Consider the following 22,168-nt stretch of genomic DNA (forward strand, 5'->3'; position numbering starts at 1 on the left):
CGCGCGGGGCGGTCACTTCGTGACTTGCGTACCCCTTCGGTTTGCGCTTCCGTTGGTCGCGATGAGATTCTGTTGCCTCGATTCATGGGTCTTTGACAAAGCAATCAAACCGGATTCGGAATTTTGCGCTCTAATAGGAACCAATAGGAACCAATGAACGATCTAACTTCTTCTTACCGCTGGCTTGATGACGACGGCCCCGCATTTGGGGCTCCTGGAATAGAACCGCGCTGGACTTCGAGCGAGAAGGACGCGGTTGCCACTGCATATGCGGCTTCGAGCCGGGTGTGGTTTACGGTTTCGCATGGCACTTTGAATGAGATCTACTATCCAACGATCGACCGTCCGCAGACTCGCGATATGGAGCTGCTGTTCAGCGATGGAGAGACGTTCTTCCACGAAGAGAAGCGGAACTTTGAGTACGACTTTCACTACATCGATGAGGCGGCGCCCGCGGTTCGGGTGGTTGCGAGCGATCTGGATGGCCGGTATACGGTGACGAAGGAGTTCATCAGCGATCCTCACCATCCTGTGGTGCTGATGCATGTGAAGATCACCGGGGAGGCGGATCTTCTGTCGCGGCTGAAGTGCTATGCGCTGCTGGCTCCGCACTTGAACGGTGGTGGTGCGGGGAATTCTGCGCGGTCGATCGATGTGGCAGGACAGCGTTGTCTGCTGGCGTGGAAGGGTGAGACCTCGCTGGCGTTTGGCGCGAATTGCGGCTTTGTTCGTTCTTCGTGTGGCTATGCAGGGACGAGCGATGGGTATCAAAATCTGGCTCAGGATATGCGGATGAGCTGGCAGTTCGGGCAGGCTCTGGATGGCAACCTCGCAATTATGGGTGAGGTTAATATTGCGGAGAATCCCGAGTTCACGATTGCGATCTCGTTTGGGGATGGCCATCATTCGGCGATCGCGCAGATGATGCAGACGCTAGCCGCGCCGTATGAAGATTTGCAGGAGCGGTTTTTGGACCAGTGGCGTCGTGTGAATTCGCCGGTTGGTCTCGCCGCTGCGTCTACAGATGGCGGCAAGCTGATGCGGATCAGCCAGAACGTGCTGCTGACGCACGAGGACAAGACCTTCTCTGGCGCGTTTATTGCGTCGGCTTCCGTGCCGTGGGGGGCTTCGAAGGGCGACTCGGATTTAGGTGGATACCACCTGGTCTGGACGCGGGATATGGTGCAGACGGCGAGCGCCTTGCTGGCGTGCGGACGAAAGGATACGGCGCTTCGGGCGCTGGTCTATCTGGCTTGCACGCAGAAGCCCGACGGCAGCTTTGCGCAGAACTTCTGGATTGACGGAACACCGTATTGGACGGGGATTCAGCTGGATGAGGTGGCGTTTCCGATCATTCTGGCGTGGCGGCTTTGGAAGCAGGATGGGTTGGGGAACTTCGACGTGTTTCCCTTTGTCGAGCGCGCTGCATCGTTTCTGGTGCGTTACGCTCCGGTGACGCAGCAGGAGCGCTGGGAGGAGGCGGCTGGGTACTCGCCTTCGACGCTGGCGGCGGTTATCTCGGGGCTGATTTGTGCAGCGGACATTGCGCGGGATCGCGAGTCGGTGGAGTTGGCGGACTATCTGGAGACTTACGCGGACTGGATTGAGTCGCATCTGGATGAGTGGACGACAACGAAGGAAGGGGTTCTGCATCCGGATGTTAAGTATCACTACATGCGGATTCGTCCGCCGGCCAAGGGCGAGCCGTTTCATGATGACTCGCTGCCTCCGGGGATGATTCGGATTAATAATCGCGAGCCTGGGGAGAAGTATGAGTTCGAGGCGCGTGAGGTGATCGATGGCGGGTTCCTGGAGCTGGTGAGGTATGGGATTCGGCGTGCAGATGATCCGCTGATTGTCGACTCGCTGAAGGTTGTGGATCACGTCCTGAAGATTGAGACGCCGTATGGAGTTTCGTGGCGTCGGTATAACCATGACGGCTACGGGCAGAAGAAAGATGGTGGCCCGTATGACGGTTCGGGGCAGGGACGGGCGTGGCCGATTCTGACTGGCGAACGCGGCCACTATGAGCTTTGCGCAGGGAGCGATTTCACGAAGTACATCAAGGCGATTGAGCAGTTTAGTTCGGTGGGGGGAATGCTTCCGGAGCAGGTCTGGGACTATGACGATATGCCTTCGAAGGGGATGTATCGGGGGCGGTCGGCGGGGTCGGCGCAGCCGCTGGTGTGGGCGCATGCGGAGTATCTGAAGTTCTTGCGTTCGGCCGCGGATGGGAGGGTGTTTGACCGGATTCAGGCGGTCGAGGATCGATATGCGGTGCCGAAGGACAAGCGGACGTTTAGTAACCACACTGAAATATTTGAGCCTACGCGGCCGATTGCTTCGATCTTATCCGGGCATACGCTTCGCATTGTGGACCGAGATCATTTTCACATTGTTTATACATACGACAATTGGGCGACGACGCTTAAACTGGATTCGCAGTCGGTTGGGTATTCGGGGTCATTTGTGGATATTCCTACGGGCGGAGGGCAAGCAGGCAAGATCACCTTTACGCTTGCGTGGCCCGTTGAGGGCCAGAAGGATCGTTGGCTGGGGCGAAATATTGATGTTGCCATTCATGCTGTTCCGGCATCTACCAAGGTGTGAAGATGCAGGGAGTCGGGCCACGCTAGTACACTGTTAGAGATTGTCGAAATCATCCAGATTCAGCGTCGCCAAACGCGTCGCGTCTCTTGAAAGAGCAAAGGAAAAGAATGAGCGAACAGCAGGATTCGAAACAGCACGAAATTGACCAGATCTCCATCAACGCCCTCCGCTTTCTCGCTGTCGATGCCGTGGAGAAGGCGAAGTCGGGCCATCCCGGCGCTCCTCTTGGATGCGCTCCGATCGCTTATCTGCTCTACCACAAGCTGATGAAGCACGATCCTTCTGATCCGAAGTGGATCGACCGGGACCGGTTCGTGCTCTCGAATGGGCACGCGTCGGCGCTGCTGTATGGCGCGCTGCATCTTTCGGGATACGACTTGCCGATCTCGCAGCTGGAGCAGTTCCGGCAGTGGGGTTCGCACACTCCGGGTCACCCGGAGTACGGTGAGGCTCCTGGCGTTGAAGTGACGACCGGGCCACTTGGCCAGGGTTTTGCGATGGCGGTGGGTATGGCGACGGCGGAGCGGCATCAGGCTGCGGTCTATAACCGCGATACGTACAACATCGTCGATCACCACACGTATGTGCTCTGCGGCGATGGCGACCTGATGGAAGGGATCTCGCATGAGGCGGCTTCGCTGGCGGGAACGCTGGCTTTAGGCAAGCTGATTGTGCTGTATGACGACAACCTGATCTCGCTCGATGGACCGACGGAGCTTTCGTTCACGGAGGATGTGACGAAGCGTTTTGAGGGTTACCACTGGCACGTGCAGTATGTGGCCGATGGAAATGATCTCGTGGCGATTGAGAAGGCGATTCTCGCGGCCAAGGCCGAGACAACGAAGCCGTCGCTGATTCGTGTGCGGACGGTGATTGGTTACGGCAGCCCGAAGGCTGGCACAAACAAGGTGCACGGCGAGGCTTTGGGGCCGGACGCGACGAAGGAGACGAAGAAGAACCTTGGTTGGCCTGAGGATAAAAGCTTTTATGTTCCTGATGAGGCTCGCAAGAACTGGGACACGATCAAGCTGAAGGGTAAGGATCTGCACGCTTCGTGGACAGCGGAGTTTGAGGAGTACGCGAAGGCGTATCCGGAGCCCGCGGCGCAGTTCGACCGGACGATCAAGGCCAAGCTTGCCGACGGGTGGGAGACAAAGATTCCGACCTTCCCCGTAGAAAAGCCGATGGCAACGAGAAACGCCGGGCAGGCTGTGATGCAGGCGATTGAGAATGTGGTGCCGGAGTTGTTTGGTGGTGCGGCCGATCTGACCGCCTCGACCAAGACAATCTTCAAGGATTCACCAAGTTTTCATGTGGACCCCGCAGGACGCAATGTGTTCTTCGGCGTGCGCGAGTTTGGCATGTGCGCGATGGTGAATGGCATGGCTGCACACGGTGGCTTGATTCCGTTTGGGTCGACGTTCTTCACGTTCTCGGACTATTGCCGCAATGCACTGCGTCTGGCTGCTCTGATGAACATTCACTCGTTGTTTATCTTCACCCATGATTCGATTGGTTTGGGTGAGGATGGACCGACGCACCAGCCGGTTGAGCAGCTGATGAGTCTTCGTCTTATCCCGCACCTCACCGACTTCCATCCTGCGGATGCGAATGAGACGGCGGCTTGCTGGCAACTCGCTCTGGAGCGGAAGAGTGCGAGCTTTATGGCTCTGTCGCGTCAAGACTTGCCTACCATCGACCCAGCGACTGCGCGTGCAGGAGCACGTAAGGGTGCGTATGAAGTGGTTTCGCATGGCAAGGATTTGATTCTCATCGCGACTGGCTCTGAGGTTGGGCTTGTCACAAAGGCGGCGGAGGAGTTGAAGGCTGCAGGTATCAACGCGACCGTTGTCTCTATGCCGAGCTTCCACATCTATGAAGAGCAGAGCGATGAGTACAAAGCGAAGTTGTTGCCGGAGGCTACGCCAAAGCTGGCGGTTGAAGCCGGTGCGACGCTTGGTTGGTACAAGTACGTCGGCCATAACGGCGGCGTGATTGGTTTGGATCGCTTTGGTGCTTCGGCTCCGGGGCCGATCGCTTTGGATAAGCTGGGCTTCAATGTTGCGAACGTTGTGGCACATGCCAAGAAGCTGGTAAAGAAGTAAATCGATGGGCGGGGCAAGGTTGCCCCGCCCATTTGTATCTTTGTTGCAGCTTGGGCAGTGGATGTTTCCATGACTCATTTGCGCCCTATCGCGACTCCAGAACATCCAACGCAGAGGCCCCAATGAAGATCGCCATTGCTTCCGACCACGCTGGTTTTCCTTTGAAGGAAGAGGTGCGTGAGTACGTCGCAAAGTTGGGCCACGAAATCAATGATCTTGGCGCTTACAACACCGAACCATCAGACTATTCCGACTTTGCATTGCTTGTTGGTAAAGCCCTGATGGCAGGGAACGTTGAGCGCGGCATTCTTATTTGTGGCTCGGGCGTGGGCGTCTGCGTTGCAGCGAACAAGATGCCGGGGGTTCGTGCGGGAATGTGCCATGACACCTACTCCGCACATCAGGGTGTCGAACATGACCAGATGAATGTGTTGGTGATGGGCGCGCGCATCATTGGGGCCGCCCTTGCCTTCGAGTGCGTGGATGCCTATTTGAAGGCTAGATTTATCGCAAACGAGCCCCGCTTCGTGCGCCGTCTCAATAAGGTCATGGCGATTGAGCAGCAATACATGCCAGAGGCAGCGGGGGCGGCTTTCAAGTCATAAATACATGAAGTTCGGTTCACTATTTCAGAGTATGTGGAGAGTATGACTCAATCAAACCAACGTGTCTGGTTCATCACGGGAGCATCGACTGGCTTTGGCCGGATGCTGGCAGAAGAGGTTCTGAAGACCGGCGGGAAGGTTGTTGCGACGGCTCGGAATATTGATAAGGTCGCGGATCTAGAAGCGAAGTACCCAAAGGCCGCAAAGGCGCTCGCTTTGGATGTGACTGATGCCGGCCAGGTGGATTCGGTAGCAACGCAGGCGTTTGCCCAGTTCGGCCAGGTGGATGTGTTGGTCAACAATGCAGGTTATGGCGTTGCGGGTGCTATTGAAGAAGTCTCTGAAGCAGAGTTCATGCCGATGTTTGAGACGAATGTCTTTGGCTTATTGAAAGTGACTCGGGCTTTTCTTCCTCATCTTCGCAAGCAGCGCAGCGGGCACATTCTGAATATTTCGTCGATTGGCGGCTTGATCGGTGGGCAGGGCATCGGCATGTATAACGCGACGAAGTTTGCTGTCGAGGGGCTGTCGGAGGCGTTGGCGGCGGAGCTTGCTCCGCTGGGTATTCATGTCACCGTGATCGAGCCTGGTCCATTCCGCACGGACTTCCTAGGCCGCTCCGGGGTGATCGCGAAGACTCGCATCAAAGACTACGACAATACCGCGGGCAATATGCGTAAGTACTTCTCTGAAAATGACGGAAAGCAAAAGGGCGATCCGCTTCGCGCCGTGCAGGCGATGATTCAGGTGGTCGAGTCTCCGAATCCTCCGCTCCACCTTCTGCTTGGCGGCAGCGCACTGCAACGGATGCGGGCCAAACTGGATGCATGGCATAAAGAGATTTCGGCGTGGGAACAGGTAACAGCAGGAGCAGATTTTCCGGAGGGCAAATAAGCTTATCGCCCTTTATCAATACAGCTCAGAGATGAGCTTGCACAACTCGGCTTTCAAGCCGCATAAGAAAGGAAGTACATGGAACTCGGAATAATTGGCCTTGGCAAGATGGGCTTCAACATGGCAGAACGTCTCCGTCTTGCAGGTCACAAGGTTGTCGGCTTCGATTTTAATAAAGATGCAACAGCGAAGCTGACAGCGGCTGGCTCGCTTGGAGTGAACTCGCTTGAAGATCTGATAAAGAATCTGGCTGCACCGCGCGCTGTGTGGATCATGGTTCCGTCGGGCGATCCTGTTGACCAGACGATCGCTAAGCTTGAGCCGCTGATGCAGAAGGGCGACACCTTCATCGATGGAGGTAACTCGAACTATAAGGACACGCAGCGCCGACATGCGGAGTTGACGAACAAAGGATTCGAGTATGTGGATTGCGGCACGTCGGGCGGCGTGTGGGGCTTGAAAGAGGGCTACAGCATGATGATCGGCGGCGATAAAGCGCCGGTCGAGCGGTTGAGGCCAATCTTCGAGACGTTAGCGCCAGCGAAGAACGAGGGTTGGGGACATGTTGGTCCTTCGGGCTCGGGGCACTTCGTCAAGATGGTTCACAACGGTATTGAATACGGCTTGATGCAGGCGTATGCCGAAGGCTTCTCGATCATGAAGGCGAAGACTCCGTTGAACCTTGATCTTCCGCAGATTTCGAAGATATGGCAGAAGGGTTCGGTGGTACGCTCGTGGCTACTTGACCTCACCTCGGACGCGTTGGCCAAGAATCCTACGCTTGACGGGTTGGAAGCGTTCGTTCCGGATTCGGGCGAAGGCCGTTGGACTGTGACCGAAGCTATCGATCTAAACATCTCCGCGCCGGTGATCACTGAGTCTCTTATTCGTCGCCTGCGCTCGCGCGAGGAGAACAACTTTACCGATCGCATGATCTCGATTATGCGCGGCGCCTTTGGTGGCCACGACGTTAAGAAGTCGTAGTCTCACAACTTTCAGAAACCAGGTTCTAACAAAAAGTACGAGGTAAATCGAATGTCGATCAAAGTAAGTGATACAGCAGCAGTCCCGCAGCCGGAGCGTACGCCCGATCCGTGCATCGTCGTAATCTTTGGCGCCTCGGGCGACCTGACCAAGCGCAAACTTCTCCCGGCGCTCTACCATCTTGAGCAGTCCGGACTTTTGCCGAAGGACTTCGCGGTTGTCGGCGTGGCACGGCGTCCGCTTGAGAAGAGTTTTGCGCCGGACATGAAGGAAGGCATCATCAGCGGCGGCGGCGTCGAGAAGGATGAAGCCAAGCTCGACCCGTTTGTAGGTCGTATTCAGTATCACGCGATGAACTTCGACGACGCGGCTGGTTATGACGCGTTGAAGAAGGTGCTCGCCGATATCGATAAGAAGTTCGGCACCAAGGGGAACCGTCTGTTCTACCTTGCGACCGCACCGGAGTACTTCTCGGACATCGTCAAGTATCTCGGCGATCATGGGATGGCCAAGCCGGAGGTCAAGGATGGTGAGGCGAAGAACTGGGTTCGCACCATCGTCGAGAAGCCGTTTGGCCACGATCTGGAGTCGGCCAAGGCGTTGAACAACGAGGTCAACAAGGTCTTCAGTGAAGACCAGATCTTCCGCATCGATCACTATCTCGGTAAGGAGACGGTGCAGAACATTTTGGTGTTCCGATTTGGCAACGGAATCTTCGAGAATGTCTGGAACCGCAATTACATCGACCACGTTGAGATTACGGCGGCGGAGAGCATCGGTATCGAAGGCCGCGGACCGTTTTATGAGACGGCCGGCGCGCTTCGCGACGTGGTGCAGAACCACGTGATGGAGCTGCTCAGCTTTGTTGCGATGGAGCCACCGGTCTCGTTTGAAGCCTCTGCTGTACGCGCTGAGAAGGTGAAGGTGTGGAAGGCGATTCCTCCCATTCATCCTGCCGATACAGTGCGTGGCCAGTACGGGCCGGGTACGGTTGACGGTAAGGCGGTTGTTGGTTATCGGCAGGAGGAGCGCGTTCATCCACGCTCGCAGACCGAGACCTACGCTGCGCTGCGGCTGGAGATCGATAACTGGCGCTGGGCCGGTGTACCGTTCTATATCCGCGCGGGCAAACGGCTGGGCAAGCGCGTGACCGAGATTACGATCCAGTTCAAGCTGCCGCCACAGATGCTCTTCAAGGACGCGCAAGGCAAGGGCGCCGAGGGTATTCAGCCGAACGTTCTCTCGATGCGTATCCAGCCGGACGAGGGCATTACGCTTCAGTTTGGTGCGAAGGTGCCGGGCCCGACCATGACCATCAGCAAGGTCGATATGGACTTCAGCTATGCTGAGGCGTTCGGCAAGTCGTCTGCGAACGGTTATGAGCGTCTATTGCTGGATGCGATGCTTGGCGACGCGACGTTGTTTGCTCATCGTGACGGCGTCGAAGCAACCTGGTCGCTGATTACTCCCATCCTTGAGGCTTGGGCGAAGGATCCGATCAACAGTCTTCCGAACTACGCGGCAGGAACGTGGGGCCCGGCAACTGCGGATGCGATGCTGAAGACCGACGGTCGCAAATGGCGCAAACTCTAACTCTCTGAACGGATAGGAATTCTATGCCCCGTGCAGTTAGCATCACCTATCGTGTACTTCCTACGCCGGCGGCCACAGCTCGGGCCGCCGCGCAGCTCTTCACGGACTCCGCGGTGAAGGCCGCGGAGTCTCGCGGTCTCGCTCGCATCGCTATCTCGGGGGGAACGACTCCGAAGACGATGTTCGGCCTGCTGGCAGACCCTACAGAACCATTCCTCAAGCAGGTTCCCTGGGACAAGCTTGAGCTCTACTGGGTCGATGAACGCTGCGTGCCACCTGACAACGTCGAGTCGAACTATCGCATGACGAAAGAGGCGCTGCTATCAAAGGTTCCGCTGGCTGGCGAGCGCGTTCATCGCATGGAGGGTGAGCTTGACCCGGAGGTTGCGGCGGCTCGGTATGAGTCTGCGATTCGCAATACGTTCAAGCTTGAGGGAGCAGAGACGCCGACCTTTGACCTTGTGCTGCTTGGAATGGGCGATGACGGCCATACTGCGTCGCTGTTTCCTCATACCGAGGCGCTGAACGAGATGAATCACATCGTCGTTCCAAACCATGTTCCGCAGAAGGATACCTGGCGCATCACGCTGACCTGGCCTGTGATCAATCAGGGCAGGGAGGTGGCCTTTTTGATCGAGGGTGCGGCCAAGACGCAGGTGCTGCACGATGTCTTTCTTGGCACGTATCAGCCTGAGACCTATCCTTCGCAGCTGATTCGTCCGGCGAGTGGGAAGCTTACCCTCTTGCTCGATGCGGCTGCAGCGGCTAAGCTGCCTGCACCGGCGAATTCCGATTCGACCGGAACTTTGGAGCTCAAATAGATGATTCTTGCTGGCGACGTTGGCGGAACGAAGGTCCACCTGGCACTGTACGACTTCACCAACGGGCGCCTTCACCCGATTCGCGACCAGAAGTATCCGGCGCATGAGTTTGCCAGTCTCGACGATGTCGTCAAAAAGTTTCTCGATGCGGACGGAGGAGCGACGAAGGACATTATCGCGGCGTGTTTCGGTTGCCCCGGGCCGGTTCGGGATGGTCGCCTGAAGCTGACCAACCTGCCGTGGCTGCTGGATACGCGTGACCTGGTTAAGTCTCTTTCTATCCCTCATATCTCTCTGATCAACGACCTCGAAGCGAACGGTTTCGGCATCCTTGAGCTTGCGCCGGAGAGCATCTTCACGCTGCACCAGGGCGATCCTGAAGTTGGCGGGCATGCGGGCTTGATGGCGGCGGGCACCGGGCTTGGCGAGGCGCTGCTGATCTGGAACGGGACGAGGCATCGTCCAATTCCGTCCGAGGGCGGTCACGCTGACTTCGCTGCGCGGAGCAATCGTGAGATCGCTCTGCTGGAGTACCTGCGGTCTACGCTCAAAGGACGCGTAAGTTGGGAACGAGTTGTCTCAGGCCTTGGCATCAAGAACATCTACGCCTTCCTGCGTGACGTCGAGAAGATCGCAGAGCCGGGCTGGCTTCACGACCGGATGCTGAGCGAAGATCCGAACGCTGTGATCGGCCAGTGCGCTGAGGATGGGTCAAGCTCGCTGTGCTTTGAGACGATGAAGATCTTCACGGGCGCGTATGGCGCTGAGGCTGGCAATATCGCTCTCAAGGTGCTGGCGACCGGCGGAATGTACCTTGGCGGCGGCATCGCTCCGAAGATTCTGAAGACGCTGCAGAACGGCACCTTCATGCAGGCATTCATCGACAAGGGACGGCTGTCGCCGTTGCTTGAGTCGATCCCGGTTCGCGTGATCCTAGACGATACCTGTGCGCTGCTGGGTGCTGCTGCGTACGCTGAAGCTCGTGCGTCAGAGATCTCCGGCCACTCGGAGCGGGCTGCTTCTCTGCAGGCATCCTAGCCATTTCTCAGGGGTACCCCCCCTGTTACTATTCGTAAGTAATCTATTTTAAGCTACTTACGAAATTTGGTCTTTGTAAAACACTGATTCTAAAATGTTTATAGCTAAATATGTCCATTCAAACGACTTAGATCGATTAAAGTCCAAAGGCCCCGCTTGGGGCCTGTTTCTTTGATCTCTTTACTAAGTATAGCGAATCGGAGGGAACTCATACGCCAGGCTTATGTTCTTGTTATGTCAAGGGTTATGGCGATTGAGGGCTTGACAGGGGATTTTGTTGGTCTTTACCTGTTCTACCGAAGTTTATGACGCTGATGAGAGATACAGGGATCCTTCCCCTTCGACGGGCTCAGGGTCAGGATGGCGGCGTAGTGCGTTCAGATGACGGCGAAATACGTTCAGGATGACGGGCGTAGTGCGGCCTGGCGAGGGGCCTTACCGAGTAGGTCAGTTTCAGAGTTCAGGCGACGTGGTGCTCTGTTGGTTTGATTGCACGATTCAGCAAGTCGCGGACCTCGTCGTCGGTGGTTTGGGTAAAGCTTCGATACCACTGCCCGACGGCATAGAAATCGACCGGAGTGTAGAGACAAACGACGCTGTCGGCTTCTTTGTCGAGTTGCCGGCAGACAGAGTATGAAGCGATCGGGACGGCTACGATGACTGAGGTGGGATTGTTCTGGCGGACGGCAGAGATGGCCACCCGCATGGTGGATCCTGTGGCCATTCCGTCATCGACCAGAATTACGTTGTGGCCGCGGATATCCGGGGCTGCGCGGTCTCCTCGATAGAGATGCTCCCGGCGCTCGAGTTCCTGTTGCTCCTGAGCCAGTCTCTCGTCAAGCTGTTGTACCGAGATATGGAGGGCGTGGACGATATCGGAGTTGATAAGGTGTATGCCGCCTGAGGCTATCGCTCCCATGGCGAGCTCCTCCTGGCCTGGTGCTCCAAGTTTGCGAACTACCAGAACGTCGAGCGGGGAGATCAGGGCGCGGGCGATCTCGAAGCCGACAGGTACGCCGCCTCGTGGCAAAGCAAGCACAATAACATCGTCGCGACCTGCAAACTGACTTAGCCGTGAACTTAGCCGCCGCCCGGCATCGGCTCGATCCTTGAATAGTATTTCGCCGCCGAATAGCATTTCGTGGCGCTCCCTGTTCACTGTCCCAGTTCGATGCAATGCGTGCAGTGTGGTTTTCTGAAGGCTGCCGACAAATCCTGAGCCAGCAGGGCATCACAGCTGGCATCGCGATATGTGTTCTATGTGACGCATAGCAGATTCCGTCGAGAGCATGTCTGCCCGGACGGTGGAAGTGTCGTGGACGGCTTCGCTTGGGCGGTGGGGAACAAAGATGCGGAACCAGAGCAACTGCAACAACAAATACAGGGATCCTTCGCTTCGCTCTAGGATGACGACATATATACAAAGACGAGTCCTGCCTCTTCGTCGGGGGCTCAGCGTCAAGATGACGACGTACAAAGAGTGCTCCAGCCCCTTCGGCGGGCTGAGTGTCTGGATGACGACATACAAAAGCCGGGCAGCCGCCATATCGCTGTCAAGAGCGGGAACAAGAATCTGTACAAAAATAATTGCGGTTATGCATTTCCTAAGGTCCTGCAATTTCAACGGTTATACTGATTGCGGAACACTTTGTCTTCGACCTCCATCCCGTCGCCGGAAAGCGCTTCATCCGAAATAGTCGACGCCAGTTCTTTCGAGAGCACGGTATCGGCCCATCTGTCGACGATTCCAGCGGTACTGGACTTTTCGCGACGCGCGGATCTGATTGAGATGATGGATCAGCCTTGCAGTTATGCGGAGCTTCGCGCGTGTCTGCATGATATTGCGCACGTCAACCGGCTTACGTTTGCGGATCGTCCGACGCTGAAGTGGCTTGAAGAGATGGTTGCAACGCATGCAGCGTCGGCGGGGCCGTTGCGCATTATGGATGTGGGTTGCGGTTATGGAGATACGCTGCGGCTGATTCATCGGTGGGCCGCCAAGCGCAATGTCTCAGTGGCACTTACCGGGATCGACCTGAATCCGGATGCGATTCGAGCGGCACGAGAGGCGACGCCGCGGAGCCAGCGGATTGAGTGGCTGGTCGGCGATGCGTTGACCGATGATACGGCAGAGAACATCGATGTCGTGATCTGTTCGCTGCTGACACACCATCTGACCGATCCGCAGATTGTGCACTTCCTTCGCTGGATGGAGGGGACGACGCGACGGGGATGGTTCATCAATGACTTGCATCGCAAGCCGATTCCGTACCATCTGTTTCGGTTGTGGGCGCGGTTCACGAGCTGGCATCCGTTCGTCATGCATGATGGGCCGGTGTCGATCCGGCGGAGCTTTGTTGCGGAGGACTGGCAGGATCTGTGCGCTGCTGCCGAAGTTGCTGCCGAGACAGTCTCAATCAGAGAGTACCGTCCTGCTCGTCTGTGCGTTGGGCGCGTGAAATAGAGCGATCTCGCTGCGACGCGCTTTTCAATTCCAGGAATAGATTTCTTGTTTGCCAAAGGCCACTTCATGTTTGTCCGCAATGCTGCCGTTGTCTTCTCTGCCTTCTCTGCTTTGGTTCTTCTCACCGCAACTGCAGCTCAAGCGCAACGGCTTCCGGGTGGAGTTCATCCGGAGCACTATGCGTTGACGTTGACTCCGGACTTGAAAGCAGCCACCTTCCGTGGCGAAGAGACGATCGATGTTGTGCTGGATGCTCCGAGCAAGAGCATTACGTTGAATGCAGCGGAGATCAAGTTTGGCGAGGTGAAGGCGTATGCGCTGCCGATTGCTACCTACGTGTACGGCAAGCTTGGGTCGTCGCCGAGGCCACTGACGCCGCTCGAGACGGATCAGCGTCCGCAGATTGCGATCACTACGCTCGATGGCGAGAAGGAGCAGGCTACTTTTTCGTTTGCCAATGAGCTGCCTGCGGGCAGGGTTACGCTGGCGATTCGGTATACGGGGGTGCTGAACGACAAGCTGCGTGGGTTCTATCTTTCAAAGACGAAGACGCGAAGCTATGCGGTGACGCAGTTCGAGCCGACCGATGCGCGACGGGCTTATCCGAGCTTTGATGAGCCGGCGCTGAAGGCTACTTACGACATTACGATGATCGTCGATAGCGGCGATACGGCGATTTCAAACAGCAATATGATCTCGGATAAAGCGGGGCCGATTGCCGGAAAGCATACGCTGCGCTTTGCGACGACGCCGAAGATGTCGACCTACCTTGTGGCGTTTCTTGTGGGTGATTTTAAGTGCACGGAGGGCAAATCGGATGGTGTGCCGATCCGCGTGTGTGCGACACCGGATAAGGTTCGGCTGACGAAGTTTGCGGTGGAGTCGGCTAAGTACGTTTTGCATTACTACGACACTTACTTTGGGATTAAGTACCCGATGCCGAAGCTGGATATGGTGGCGCTGCCTGACTTTGAGGCCGGAGCGATGGAGAACTTCGGTTGCATTACTTATCGCGAGACCGATTTGCTGGTGGATTCAAGGATCGGGAGCATACCTGAGAAGAAACGGGTGGCGGTGGTGGTCGCGCATGAGATGGCGCACCAGTGGTTTGGCGATATGGTGACGATGGAGTGGTGGGACAATCTGTGGCTCAACGAGGGATTTGCGACGTGGATGGAGACGAAGGCTCCGGCTACATGGCATCCGGAGTGGGGTTTTTCGCAGGATGATGCGCAGAGCCTTGATGAGACGCTGAACCTCGATTCGGGGAGGAGTACACGGGCGATTCGAGCGACTGCTGATACGCCGGATGAGATCAACGAGATGTTCGACGGCATCGCGTATGGCAAGGCTGGCGCGGTGATTGGCATGGTGGAGAACTACATCGGGAAGGAGGCCTTTCGGCAGGGGGTGCATAACTACCTGCAGGCTCACCTGTATGCGAATGCGACGGCGGAGGACTTCTGGAGTGCGCAGACGGCGAATTCGCATCTGCCAGTGGATAAGGTGATGTCGAGCTTTGTGACGCAGCCGGGGGTGCCGCTGCTGACGTTCTCTGAGAGGCGGGCGGGGGGTGTTCCGGTGGGGCAGAGCAGGTTTTTTCTGTCTGCTGCGGAGACGAGTCGCGCTTCGGCTGGCGGTGCGCAGTGGTCGGTCCCGGTGTGCCTGAAGACGAATGCGGAGCCTATCTGCCGTGTGTTGCGGCCTGAGGATGCGAATGTTCCATTGCCGATGGATGCTGGATTGCCGATGTTTTATGCGAATGGCGGGGCGAAGGGCTATTTTCGGACGGAGTATACGTCCTCGCAGTTGAGTGCGATTGTCGCGAAGGCGGAGACGTCGCTGACGCCGGCGGAGCGGATTGGGCTGCTGGGTGATCGTTGGGCGATGGTGCTTTCGGGGCGGGCTGCGGTCGGCGATTATCTCGATCTGGTTCTGGCGCTGAAGCAGGATAGTGGCGCTGTGCTGCTCGATACGGCGTACGAGCAGATCAAGAAGATTGACGCGGAGATTGCGTCGGAGGAGGACCGCGCTGAGCTTGCGGGTGTGCTGCGACGCCAGTTCGGGCCGGTTTATACGGCGCTTGGCAGCCCGGTGAAGGGCGAGTCGTTCGATCGGCAACAGCTTCGTGGGACACTGTTTGAGCTGCTGGGTGAGGCGCACGACTCCACCGTGCTGGCCGAGGCGCAGCTACTGACTACGCGGACGTTCGCAGTGGATAACAAGAAGGACAAGACGCTCGACCCGGCGCTCTCGGATGCTGCTGTGCTAGTCAGCACGACGAATGGCGATGCTGCGCTCTATGAGAAGCTCCTGGCCGTGAGCAAGTATGCCAGCGAGCCGGGTGAGCAGAGCGATGCTCTGCGTGCGCTGGCGCGATTTCGCGATCCGGCACTGGTAACACGGACGCTGGACTATACGGCTTCAGGAGCGGTTCGCAATCAGGATAGCGGGACCGTCCTGGCAGCGCTGTTGCGCGACCGCGAGACCCGCGATCAGACGTGGGATTACATTCAGAAGAACTGGGATAAGATTCACGCACAGCTGACGGTTTCGTCTGGCGCGGAGGTAGTGGCGGCGACTGGTTCGTTCTGCACGGTTCGGCAGCGGAATGAGGTTGCCAGCTTCTTTGCCACGCACAAGGTGGACGCCGCGAAGCACACGCTGGCCGCGGCCGTCGACAGCATCAATGATTGCATTCAGTTACATTCGGCGCAGGAGCCGAAGCTGCATGCATGGCTGGCGTCCCAACCGAAGTAGGCAGAGATCGCCGGTACAACTTAAGTGTGAACAGGTTGGCCGCGAAAGCCGACGCGGGAGTGGTCCGCCTGAGATCTTAGGTGGGTGATTTTGCGGCAAATCCTGATGAATTACGAGGTTAGGCGGTGGCGGCCTGGTGGCCGGTCTATAGACGGAGTGTGAAAACATTTTCAATACCCAAAAGTGTTACGAGGGCAAGGGCATTCTGCGTTGACTTTCAACTTTCGTGTAGGTACCTTCCCAATTGAGGACACAAATGAAGAAAACCTGTCTTTTACTCGCTGGCATCGCTCTCCTCTCATCCGTCGCCCTCCCGCTGTATGCGCAAGGCGGTTGCACTGAATCCCCTGAAAATCCAACAGCTATCCTTGCCGTTGTGGGCTCTGCGGGTGCATTTTTCGTTTCGGCACGTGCTCGTATCAAAGCCCGTCGCAGCCAGTCCAAATAACCACTCACTGGGGAAGGCCACCTGACACTCCCCCTTGGTGCGCCACCTGAATCGATAGGTATGCCAACTTTTCCTGCTGCTGCTGAAGTCAGCCCCCTCCATTCGGCTGGAGCGGAAAGGCCAAACTTGTATCAGGCCGCAGGACTCGCGGCGATTGTCGCGGTCCTCGGCCTTTCCACGATCTGGTCCACGGTAAATGCTTTGTGGGCGATGTGGACGACTGACGCCCTCAAATCGATTGGCATGTTCGTTCCGCTGGTCAGCTTCGTGCTGATTCTGCGGGTTTGGCGGTCGCTTGAGTGGGAGATGGAGGGCAGTTGGTGGGGGCTGGCTATTCTGGTCCTCACTGCGGTTGTTGTTCACCTCCGAGATCAGTCCGTCCTGATATTTGTCTTCTCACCCCAGTGGTCAATCTTTGTTCCGCCGTATTCGCTGGTTATGTTTGCGTATGGTGCTGGGGTGGTGTTGCTGTTTGGTGGAACGCGCCTGTTCCGGGCGTCTTTGTTCCCTCTCCTACTTCTGTTTTTTGTGAATCCGGTTCCTCACGTCTTCAACGTGTTTGTTGACCTGCCGTTGCAGCGGATCTCGGCTCACGTCGCCCGCGGGTTCGCGATTGCGCTGGGGCAGCCCCTGAGCCCAGATCAGTTACGGCTGATGTTCACGCCCGACTTTGGCATGTTCATCGCGCCCGGGTGTAACGGCATTCGAGGCGCTATTACGATGGGCTTTATCGCATTGATCGCGGGGTATGTCTACCGCTTTCGCTGGTATGCGCACGCCGCCGTCGTCGCCGGCGCTGTATTGCTGGGATACGTCTTCAACTTCGCACGTCTCAGCCTGCTGGTGCTGTATTACCTGGTGGCGCTGCACTTTACTTCGCTGCAGAACAAGGCGGAGATGGGTGACTATGTCATTGGGGGATGCCTGTTTCTGCTGGGCACGTTTTTGTTGTTTTATGTTGTTCGCCGCCTTAGCGAATCGGCCGGCCAGATCAGGCCTCCTTCAATAAACGTGCCCGCTTCGGCTGAGCCGGCGAAGAACTCCAGCTTCTATCTGCGCTTCGCAGCCATGCTAGTGCTTACGCTATTCAGTGGCTATAAGGTTGCGCGCGCTTATGTGCAGACGCACAATGCCAGTTATACGGCTCAAATGAACGCCGATCAGGACGCTGCCGGACAGTTTCCTGCCCAGGCAGGAAGTTACAAGCTGGTTCGCACCTGGAATGACAACATCTTTGCTGGAACGCTTCTCTATCATTGGGCCGAGTACGCGCCCGCTGACGGAGGGCCGCATGTGTCACTTGCCGTGTCGCCGCTTCTCGGGTCGCACGACACGTTGATATGCCACTCCGCGCGTGGCGAAGACCCACTCTGGAGAGACCAACTGATCCTGCCAATGGCGGGTAATGTGCCAGTCAATTTTTCCGGTTCGTTTTTCAACGATGGCGCTACGCAGTATCTTGAGGCGACCACCATCTGCAATGGCGCTACGTGTGGCGAGTACTCCAGCGACCGCAAACACTTCGGTTTTGTTTACAGCAAGCCTGATGCTCAATCTCTCTTCTCTCAGGATCCGCAACGTCCGATCCCGATCCTGCTACGGGCTGAGACCATCGACACCACCTTGCCAGCAGATGTGGCTCGCCAACAGATGACGACTGCTGTCCGGTCGTTTCTCGCGTCCGTCGATCTGGCTGGTCTCACGCAACCGTACCGTCACCGCTAACGTTCGACGCTTTTGTTATCCTTGCCACTCCAGTGAAATCGATCTTGCACAGCACTCAAGGGCTTCTCACCGTGGCGATGGCGGCCGCTTTTTTCTGCACGCTCGCGGGATGCGGAGGCGGCGGTTCAACCTCCACTCCGCCGCCTGTTACGCCACCACCTGTCACTCCACCACCTGTCACGCCCACGAACCCCGGCGTGAGTTTTAGCGGGAAGGCGATGGCTGGCACCGCGCAACCGATTGTGGGAGCGGTTGTTCAACTTTACGCGGCTGGTACGACCGGGAATGGATCGGCTTCGACCGCACTGCTGACGAGCACACTGGATACGGATGCAACTGGATCGTTCACAGTGCCAGCTGGTTACGCCTGCCCTGCGGCGGCTTCTCAACTTTATGTTGTGATTCGTGGGGGACAGGTGGGGGCTTCGCCGGACAACTCGGCGATTGCTTTGGCCAGCGCGCTTGGTGCGTGCAACCAGATTGTGTCCGGGACCAAGTTTGTCGTCAATGAAGTCACGACTGCAGCTACAGCGTGGGGACTTGCTCAGTTCCTTAGTGCTGGAGGGAATGTTGGAGCAACGGCGACCAACACTCAGGGTCTTGCCAATGCGTTTGCTACCGTGACGAATCTTGTGAATCCTATGGTGGGAACATCACCGGGGGCAGCCTTTCCGGTTACGGGTGTATCGCCTGCTGCGAAGATCAACACTTTGGCTAATGTGCTTAATAGCTGCACGGCGGCCGCTTCGGCCTGCGGCCAGCTTTTTTCTGCGACGACGCCTAGCGGAGGATCTGCGCCGGCCAATACTTTGGATGCAGCTCTCAATGTCGTGCGAAACCCAGGGAGCAGCATCGCCGTAATCTATGCGCAGCAGGCCAGCGGCGCGCCCTTTACGCCTGCACTTACTGTGGCGCCGTCAGACTGGACGCTGTTCATCAACTATGCGGGCGGAGGTATCAGTGTGCCATCCGGGGTCGGAGTTGATTCGACTGGGAATGTCTGGGTTGCCAGCTATGCCGGTGTCGCATCGAAGTATTCGAATACGGGCAATCCGGTCTTTGCAAACGGCATCACTGGCAACGGCTTGATGAGTGTCTACAGTCTTGCGATCGACGCTCAGGATAACGTCTGGCTTCCTAATCAGCAGAGTACCGGCGGCTTTGGCAGTGTGACCGTGCTTAATTCAAGCGGACAGCCGATCTCGGGTGCCACTGGATATAGTTCGGGCGGGATTTATTTTCCCGAGGCGATCGCAATCGATACCAATGGAACGGCCTGGATTGTGAATAACGGAAACTCGAGCCTGACCTTGCTGTCGAGCAGCGGCCAGCCGTTGTCGGGGGCTAAGGGGTACACCTCGAGCCAGCTGGAGTTTCCGGTTACGGTGGCTATCGACGGGAACCACAACGGCTGGGTGACAAACTACTCGGACGTGGATACCGTGACCAAGGTGTCTGCAGACGGGACTCAGTTCACCAGCTATGCGTGCTGCAATATGCCGGATGGTATCGCTATCGATCAGCGCGGCGATGTGTGGATAGCAAACTATGCCGGTGACAGCATCAGCCAACTGGCCAGCGATGGGACCGTTATTTCGAGTGGGTACAGCGATATGAAGGCCAGCATCAACCATCCGCAGGGAATGGCTATCGATGGATCGGGCCATGTGTGGGTTACAAACTATCGGGGACCATCGATTACCGAGCTGGCGGGCTCGGCGGCCTCGTCGCCGGGGCAGATTCTGTCGCCCGCTGCCGGGTATGCTAGAGACGCGAAGCTGCTGGAGGCGTATGCAATCCGGGTTGATGCGAGCGGGAATCTGTGGATTACGAACCAGGGGAGTAGTCTCCTGACTGAAGTTGTCGGGCTAGCTACTCCGGTGAAGACTCCGCTGATTGGGTTGCCACAGACTCCCTAGTTGATCCCGCATGATTGCGGTGGCGGTTACGGTTTTATCGTCACCATCACTACGCCATGACTTGGTACATCGGCAGAGTAGGTTCCGCTTTGCTTGCCGATGTCCTTTGCGGACCACAGGTCACGCACTGAAGCCGAGAGACCGTCGGGATAGCCGATGTCGGTCCACGAGACGGATATCTTTGTCGCGGCAGGACCACGGTTCAGCAGGGCCACCGCTCGTCCGCCATCCTGAAGCTGCTTGGACCAGATCTCGAGATCGCCTGTTTTCTTAACTCTGCGCGCCTGTTGGCCGAGCGCGTCCTGGTCGATCGCGATCACCTCTTTGTTCAGGAGTATCTCTTTTGTGTCTGCGGTCATGTTGGAGACGTCGTTGCCAGCCAGCAAAGGTGCGGAGAACATCGCCCACATGCTGAAGTGTGCGCGATTCTCCTCCTTTGTCATGCCGCCGTTACCGACCTCAAGCATGTCGGGGTCGTTCCAATGGCCTGGGCCAGCGTAGGTTTCGAGGCCGTTCATCTGGTCAATGATCTGCACGACCCCGTTGCCGCCCCAGTCTTTCTTGCAGTCCCAGCAGTCCTGAATGTCTCCGGTTGAGCGCCAAAGATTTCCGATTGGGCCCGCCCAGAGCCAGGGTTTGGTTGATCCCCACTCGCAGATGCTGAAGACGATCGGTCGTCCGGACGCTGCCAATGCGTTGCGCATCAAGGTGTAGGAGGACTCGCTGTTCTGGTTTGGCAGCGTGCTGCACCAGTCCTCCTTCAGGTAGTCGACGCCCCAGTCCGCGTACTGCTTCGCGTCCTGATACTCATGCCCGATGCTTCCTGGGCGCTTGGCGCAGGTTTGCACGCCTGCATCGGAGTAGATGCCGAACTTCATTCCTTTGCTGTGGATATAGTCGGCGAGCGCTTTGATGCCGGAGGGGAAGCGCTCGGCGTCGGCGAGGATGTTGCCGTTTGCGTCGCGGCTGGTCTGCCAGCAGTCGTCGAGGATGACGAATTGGTAGCCGGCGTCCTTCATTCCATTGGCCACCATCGCATCTGCGGTTTCGCGCACGACCTTCTCGTTGAGACCTTTGCAGGCGAATTTGTTCCAGCTGTTCCATCCCATCGGCGGCGTCTTCGCCAAACCGTTGTCCAGGGCGTGTCCAACGACAGGTGTAATGACAAGTGTCATCATCACCAGCCAAAATCTTGTAACGAAAAAACGTCGTAGCATCACAGTTACTCCTTCTTGGAACGGTGCGAACCAGATAGCAGGCTTCGGGGGAATTTTACCCTCTTTGAAACGAGGCAACGTCTGCGATGTCTAGCGGGAGTAGTTTTTGCGATACGTATGGTCGTTATGTTGTGGTGAGGCGCTTTTCATAGCAAAGGAAGCGCAAACCCGGCCTGAACGCGAGACTGATCTCGCCCGCGAGTTGATAGCCGAGCTTTGGGAAGAGACGTTGGGTTGCTTCGTTTTGCGTGTTGGTGTCGACGCGAAGGACGTTGATGTCACGCTCGGCAGCGACCTCTTCCGCCTTTCGCATGAGAGCTCCCGCCGCTCCGAGTCCACGAAATGCCGGGTCAACCGCGAGTCGATGCACGACTATGGCTGGCTCTTCAATGTCCCAGCCCACCTGGGCATAGTCGGGCTCCTGATCCATTGTCACGGCAGCAACAGCGGCGATGTCTGTGCCTACCTCGGCTACCCAGAGTTGTCCGAGGTCGATGTCGCGCTGAAATACTGCCTCGTTCGGGTAGTTTTGATCCCACTGCAGGTTGCCCGCGGCGCGCATCAGCGGGACTACCCGACGCAGCAGTTCCATCAGGGCAGGAAGATCATTCTCCGTGGCAAGCCGTATACGCATGGTTCTTCAAGCGTATCAGCAAGAGCATTGTTGCTTTATTTGAAACTTTACTAGTTACATAATTCGAAATCTTTCGCGCATGAGACGTTGGAAGCGTGGCCGCCAGATCAGGTCGTAGGCGAGCTCTTTTCCCGGGAACATGGCGAGGGCAGCCTTCCTGCTGTCCGCGATCATCTGAGACGCATCGTCGACGGTCAGGGATCCATCCTGGGCGATCACCTGCATTACCATGTTCATCATCATCTGCAGCCGGCGAATCAGTTTTTGCTCTTCGGCACGCTCTTCTGCGCTGATTGTGACGACCTCTGCATTCGTCTCTTCGTTCAACTCCATCGAAAGCCCTCCCGATCA

17 protein-coding genes are annotated in these 22,168 nt (G+C 57.1%); 13 read left to right on the forward strand and 4 right to left on the reverse strand.

Annotated features, from left to right (window positions below):
- Positions 1-153 precede the first annotated feature (153 nt).
- The 8 genes from RBB82_RS14020 to glk all read left to right on the forward strand — a co-directional run bounded on the left by RBB82_RS14020 (position 154) and on the right by glk (position 10,650).
- Positions 154-2,610, forward strand: coding sequence for a glycoside hydrolase family 15 protein (locus tag RBB82_RS14020; protein WP_433971240.1), 2,457 nt, complete (start codon positions 154-156; stop codon positions 2,608-2,610).
- Between the two features lie 107 nt (positions 2,611-2,717).
- Positions 2,718-4,715: a transketolase gene (gene tkt / locus RBB82_RS14025; RefSeq protein WP_433971242.1), complete on the forward strand. Its 1,998-nt coding sequence runs from the start codon at positions 2,718-2,720 to the stop codon at positions 4,713-4,715.
- 122 nt (positions 4,716-4,837) lie between these two features.
- Positions 4,838-5,320 carry a ribose 5-phosphate isomerase B gene (rpiB, locus tag RBB82_RS14030; RefSeq protein WP_433971244.1) on the forward strand — a complete coding sequence of 161 codons (483 nt, stop codon included), beginning with the start codon at positions 4,838-4,840 and terminating at the stop codon, positions 5,318-5,320.
- A gap of 42 nt (positions 5,321-5,362) precedes the next feature.
- The gene (locus tag RBB82_RS14035; protein WP_433971246.1) at positions 5,363-6,214 is read left to right on the forward strand and encodes an oxidoreductase; all 852 of its coding nucleotides are present in this window, start codon (positions 5,363-5,365) and stop codon (positions 6,212-6,214) included.
- 78 nt (positions 6,215-6,292) lie between these two features.
- Entirely contained in the window at positions 6,293-7,198 is a 906-nt protein-coding gene (gene gnd, locus RBB82_RS14040; RefSeq protein ID WP_433971248.1) for a phosphogluconate dehydrogenase (NAD(+)-dependent, decarboxylating), read from the forward strand.
- Between the two features lie 51 nt (positions 7,199-7,249).
- A complete protein-coding gene (zwf, locus tag RBB82_RS14045) occupies positions 7,250-8,791 on the forward strand; it encodes a glucose-6-phosphate dehydrogenase (protein ID WP_433971250.1) in 1,542 nt (513 codons plus the stop codon).
- Positions 8,792-8,814: 23 nt separating this feature from the next.
- Positions 8,815-9,612: a 6-phosphogluconolactonase gene (pgl, locus tag RBB82_RS14050; RefSeq protein ID WP_433971252.1), complete on the forward strand. Its 798-nt coding sequence runs from the start codon at positions 8,815-8,817 to the stop codon at positions 9,610-9,612.
- Positions 9,613-10,650, forward strand: a complete 1,038-nt coding sequence (gene glk / locus RBB82_RS14055; protein WP_433971254.1) for a glucokinase — start codon at positions 9,613-9,615, stop codon at positions 10,648-10,650. It begins immediately after the preceding gene.
- A 460-nt stretch (positions 10,651-11,110) separates the two neighbouring features.
- On the opposite strand, the gene RBB82_RS14060 is transcribed toward glk, so the two are convergent.
- Positions 11,111-11,788, reverse strand: a complete 678-nt coding sequence (locus tag RBB82_RS14060; protein WP_433971256.1) for a phosphoribosyltransferase — start codon at positions 11,786-11,788, stop codon at positions 11,111-11,113.
- A gap of 498 nt (positions 11,789-12,286) precedes the next feature.
- Here RBB82_RS14060 and RBB82_RS14065 point away from each other — a divergent pair, with 498 nt between their 5' ends.
- The 5 genes from RBB82_RS14065 (at position 12,287) to RBB82_RS14085 (ending at position 19,966) form a co-directional block, all read left to right on the forward strand.
- Positions 12,287-13,114, forward strand: a complete 828-nt coding sequence (locus RBB82_RS14065) for a methyltransferase domain-containing protein (protein ID WP_433971258.1) — start codon at positions 12,287-12,289, stop codon at positions 13,112-13,114.
- Between the two features lie 45 nt (positions 13,115-13,159).
- A complete protein-coding gene (locus RBB82_RS14070) occupies positions 13,160-15,874 on the forward strand; it encodes a M1 family metallopeptidase (protein WP_433971259.1) in 2,715 nt (904 codons plus the stop codon).
- A gap of 256 nt (positions 15,875-16,130) precedes the next feature.
- Positions 16,131-16,322, forward strand: coding sequence for a PExPT-CTERM protein (locus tag RBB82_RS14075; RefSeq protein WP_260735006.1), 192 nt, complete (start codon positions 16,131-16,133; stop codon positions 16,320-16,322).
- A gap of 60 nt (positions 16,323-16,382) precedes the next feature.
- Positions 16,383-18,047: an exosortase J gene (xrtJ, locus tag RBB82_RS14080; protein WP_433971261.1), complete on the forward strand. Its 1,665-nt coding sequence runs from the start codon at positions 16,383-16,385 to the stop codon at positions 18,045-18,047.
- Between the two features lie 44 nt (positions 18,048-18,091).
- Positions 18,092-19,966, forward strand: coding sequence for an MBG domain-containing protein (locus tag RBB82_RS14085; protein ID WP_433971262.1), 1,875 nt, complete (start codon positions 18,092-18,094; stop codon positions 19,964-19,966).
- A gap of 26 nt (positions 19,967-19,992) precedes the next feature.
- Here RBB82_RS14085 and RBB82_RS14090 read toward each other — a convergent pair whose 3' ends face one another.
- The 3 genes from RBB82_RS14090 to RBB82_RS14100 all read right to left on the reverse strand — a co-directional run bounded on the left by RBB82_RS14090 (position 19,993) and on the right by RBB82_RS14100 (position 22,150).
- Positions 19,993-21,183: a glycoside hydrolase family 27 protein gene (locus tag RBB82_RS14090; RefSeq protein WP_433971264.1), complete on the reverse strand. Its 1,191-nt coding sequence runs from the start codon at positions 21,181-21,183 to the stop codon at positions 19,993-19,995.
- Positions 21,184-21,307: 124 nt separating this feature from the next.
- Positions 21,308-21,817: a GNAT family N-acetyltransferase gene (locus RBB82_RS14095; protein ID WP_433971266.1), complete on the reverse strand. Its 510-nt coding sequence runs from the start codon at positions 21,815-21,817 to the stop codon at positions 21,308-21,310.
- Positions 21,818-21,871: 54 nt separating this feature from the next.
- A complete protein-coding gene (locus tag RBB82_RS14100; protein WP_433971267.1) occupies positions 21,872-22,150 on the reverse strand; it encodes a hypothetical protein in 279 nt (92 codons plus the stop codon).
- Between the last annotated feature and the right edge of the window lie 18 nt (positions 22,151-22,168).

The sequence above is a fragment of the Tunturiibacter lichenicola genome (assembly GCF_051013355.1).
Lineage (GTDB): Bacteria > Acidobacteriota > Terriglobia > Terriglobales > Acidobacteriaceae > Edaphobacter > Edaphobacter lichenicola_F.

Excerpts from the sequence above, each read along its gene's own strand:
- RBB82_RS14020 (WP_433971240.1), top strand. The coding sequence starts at position 154 with ATGAACGATCTAACTTCTTCTTACCGCTGGCTTGATGACGACGGCCCC.
- tkt (WP_433971242.1), top strand. The coding sequence starts at position 2,718 with ATGAGCGAACAGCAGGATTCGAAACAGCACGAAATTGACCAGATCTCC.
- rpiB (WP_433971244.1), top strand. The coding sequence starts at position 4,838 with ATGAAGATCGCCATTGCTTCCGACCACGCTGGTTTTCCTTTGAAGGAA.
- RBB82_RS14035 (WP_433971246.1), top strand. The coding sequence starts at position 5,363 with ATGACTCAATCAAACCAACGTGTCTGGTTCATCACGGGAGCATCGACT.
- gnd (WP_433971248.1), top strand. The coding sequence starts at position 6,293 with ATGGAACTCGGAATAATTGGCCTTGGCAAGATGGGCTTCAACATGGCA.
- zwf (WP_433971250.1), top strand. The coding sequence starts at position 7,250 with ATGTCGATCAAAGTAAGTGATACAGCAGCAGTCCCGCAGCCGGAGCGT.
- pgl (WP_433971252.1), top strand. The coding sequence starts at position 8,815 with ATGCCCCGTGCAGTTAGCATCACCTATCGTGTACTTCCTACGCCGGCG.
- glk (WP_433971254.1), top strand. The coding sequence starts at position 9,613 with ATGATTCTTGCTGGCGACGTTGGCGGAACGAAGGTCCACCTGGCACTG.
- RBB82_RS14060 (WP_433971256.1), bottom strand. The coding sequence starts at position 11,788 with ATGCTATTCGGCGGCGAAATACTATTCAAGGATCGAGCCGATGCCGGG.
- RBB82_RS14075 (WP_260735006.1), top strand. The coding sequence starts at position 16,131 with ATGAAGAAAACCTGTCTTTTACTCGCTGGCATCGCTCTCCTCTCATCC.
- xrtJ (WP_433971261.1), top strand. The coding sequence starts at position 16,383 with ATGCCAACTTTTCCTGCTGCTGCTGAAGTCAGCCCCCTCCATTCGGCT.
- RBB82_RS14090 (WP_433971264.1), bottom strand. The coding sequence starts at position 21,183 with ATGCTACGACGTTTTTTCGTTACAAGATTTTGGCTGGTGATGATGACA.
- RBB82_RS14095 (WP_433971266.1), bottom strand. The coding sequence starts at position 21,817 with ATGCGTATACGGCTTGCCACGGAGAATGATCTTCCTGCCCTGATGGAA.
- RBB82_RS14100 (WP_433971267.1), bottom strand. The coding sequence starts at position 22,150 with ATGGAGTTGAACGAAGAGACGAATGCAGAGGTCGTCACAATCAGCGCA.